Source organism: Pseudomonas bharatica (assembly GCF_048586865.1).
GTDB lineage: Bacteria > Pseudomonadota > Gammaproteobacteria > Pseudomonadales > Pseudomonadaceae > Aquipseudomonas > Aquipseudomonas bharatica.
In genome coordinates this window covers 1-3,115 of sequence record NZ_JBMAWR010000051.1, presented here as the reverse complement: position 1 = coordinate 3,115, position 3,115 = coordinate 1, and the positions used below count along the sequence as shown (strand labels likewise).

The following is a 3,115-nucleotide window of genomic DNA, read 5'->3' as shown; positions in this document are numbered from 1 at the left end:
TGCACGAACTTTCGGTTCATTGCGTCTTCACCACCACAATCCGGCTTCTCAGCTCAGATTGCTTGGGTGTTATATGGTCAAGCCTCACGGGCAATTAGTATTGGTTAGCTCAACGCCTCACAGCGCTTACACACCCAACCTATCAACGTCGTAGTCTTCGACGGCCCTTCAGGGAGCTCAAGGCTCCAGTGAGATCTCATCTTGAGGCAAGTTTCCCGCTTAGATGCTTTCAGCGGTTATCTCTTCCGAACATAGCTACCCGGCAATGCCACTGGCGTGACAACCGGAACACCAGAGGTTCGTCCACTCCGGTCCTCTCGTACTAGGAGCAGCCCCTCTCAAATCTCAAACGTCCACGGCAGATAGGGACCGAACTGTCTCACGACGTTCTAAACCCAGCTCGCGTACCACTTTAAATGGCGAACAGCCATACCCTTGGGACCGGCTTCAGCCCCAGGATGTGATGAGCCGACATCGAGGTGCCAAACACCGCCGTCGATATGAACTCTTGGGCGGTATCAGCCTGTTATCCCCGGAGTACCTTTTATCCGTTGAGCGATGGCCCTTCCATACAGAACCACCGGATCACTAAGACCTACTTTCGTACCTGCTCGACGTGTCTGTCTCGCAGTCAAGCGCGCTTTTGCCTTTATACTCTGCGACCGATTTCCGACCGGTCTGAGCGCACCTTCGTACTCCTCCGTTACTCTTTAGGAGGAGACCGCCCCAGTCAAACTACCCACCATACACTGTCCTCGATCCGGATGACGGACCTGAGTTAGAACCTCAAAGTTGCCAGGGTGGTATTTCAAGGATGGCTCCACGCGAACTGGCGTCCACGCTTCAAAGCCTCCCACCTATCCTACACAAGCAAATTCAAAGTCCAGTGCAAAGCTATAGTAAAGGTTCACGGGGTCTTTCCGTCTAGCCGCGGATACACTGCATCTTCACAGCGATTTCAATTTCACTGAGTCTCGGGTGGAGACAGCGCCGCCATCGTTACGCCATTCGTGCAGGTCGGAACTTACCCGACAAGGAATTTCGCTACCTTAGGACCGTTATAGTTACGGCCGCCGTTTACCGGGGCTTCGATCAAGAGCTTCGCGTTAGCTAACCCCATCAATTAACCTTCCGGCACCGGGCAGGCGTCACACCCTATACGTCCACTTTCGTGTTTGCAGAGTGCTGTGTTTTTAATAAACAGTCGCAGCGGCCTGGTATCTTCGACCGGCATGGGCTTACGGAGCAAGTCCTTCACCCTCGCCGGCGCACCTTCTCCCGAAGTTACGGTGCCATTTTGCCTAGTTCCTTCACCCGAGTTCTCTCAAGCGCCTTGGTATTCTCTACCCAACCACCTGTGTCGGTTTGGGGTACGGTTCCCGGTTATCTGAAGCTTAGAAGCTTTTCTTGGAAGCATGGCATCAACCACTTCGTCGCCTGAAGGCAACTCGTCATCAGCTCTCGGCCTTGAAATCCCGGATTTACCTAAGATTCCAGCCTACCACCTTAAACTTGGACAACCAACGCCAAGCTGGCCTAGCCTTCTCCGTCCCTCCATCGCAATAACCGGAAGTACAGGAATATTAACCTGTTTTCCATCGACTACGCTTTTCAGCCTCGCCTTAGGGACCGACTAACCCTGCGTCGATTAACGTTGCGCAGGAAACCTTGGTCTTTCGGCGTGGGAGTTTTTCACTCCCATTGTCGTTACTCATGTCAGCATTCGCACTTCTGATACCTCCAGCAAGCTTCTCAACTCACCTTCACAGGCTTACAGAACGCTCCTCTACCGCATCACCTAAGTGATACCCGTAGCTTCGGTGCATGGTTTGAGCCCCGTTACATCTTCCGCGCAGGCCGACTCGACTAGTGAGCTATTACGCTTTCTTTAAAGGGTGGCTGCTTCTAAGCCAACCTCCTAGCTGTCTAAGCCTTCCCACATCGTTTCCCACTTAACCATGACTTTGGGACCTTAGCTGACGGTCTGGGTTGTTTCCCTTTTCACGACGGACGTTAGCACCCGCCGTGTGTCTCCCATGCTCGGCACTTCCAGGTATTCGGAGTTTGCATCGGTTTGGTAAGTCGGGATGACCCCCTAGCCGAAACAGTGCTCTACCCCCTGGAGTGATACATGAGGCGCTACCTAAATAGCTTTCGAGGAGAACCAGCTATCTCCGAGCTTGATTAGCCTTTCACTCCGATCCACAGGTCATCCGCTAACTTTTCAACGGTAGTCGGTTCGGTCCTCCAGTCAGTGTTACCTAACCTTCAACCTGCCCATGGATAGATCGCCCGGTTTCGGGTCTATACCCAGCGACTAAACGCCCTATTAAGACTCGCTTTCGCTACGCCTCCCCTATTCGGTTAAGCTCGCCACTGAATATAAGTCGCTGACCCATTATACAAAAGGTACGCAGTCACCTAACAAAGTAGGCTCCCACTGCTTGTACGCATACGGTTTCAGGTTCTATTTCACTCCCCTCTCCGGGGTTCTTTTCGCCTTTCCCTCACGGTACTGGTTCACTATCGGTCAGTCAGTAGTATTTAGCCTTGGAGGATGGTCCCCCCATATTCAGACAAAGTTTCTCGTGCTCCGTCCTACTCGATTTCATTGACAAGGGATTTTCGTGTACGGGGCTATCACCCACTATGGCGGCACTTTCCAGAGCCTTCCACTAATCTCAAGTCAACTTAAGGGCTAGTCCCCGTTCGCTCGCCACTACTAAGGGAATCTCGGTTGATTTCTTTTCCTCAGGGTACTTAGATGTTTCAGTTCCCCTGGTTCGCCTCATGTACCTATGTATTCAGTACAAGATACTCAGCTTGTGCTGAGTGGGTTCCCCCATTCAGAGATCTCTGGATCACAGTCTGTTTGCCGACTCCCCAAAGCTTATCGCAGGCTACCACGTCTTTCATCGCCTCTGACTGCCAAGGCATCCACCGTATGCGCTTCTTCACTTGACCATATAACCCCAAGCAATCTGGTTATACTGTGAAGACGACATTCGCCGAAAATTCATGACAAAAACTCACAAATTTTACCTTAGCCTGAATCAACACCAGTGAAAGTGTCGTTCAGTCTATTTCTATCACATACCCAAATTTTTAAAGAACG

1 rRNA gene is annotated in these 3,115 nt (G+C 51.6%); it reads right to left on the bottom strand.

The window, feature by feature from the left end:
• Positions 1-73: 73 nt before the first annotated feature.
• Positions 74-2,964, bottom strand: a 23S ribosomal RNA gene (locus tag ACKLLE_RS27070).
• Between the last annotated feature and the right edge of the window lie 151 nt (positions 2,965-3,115).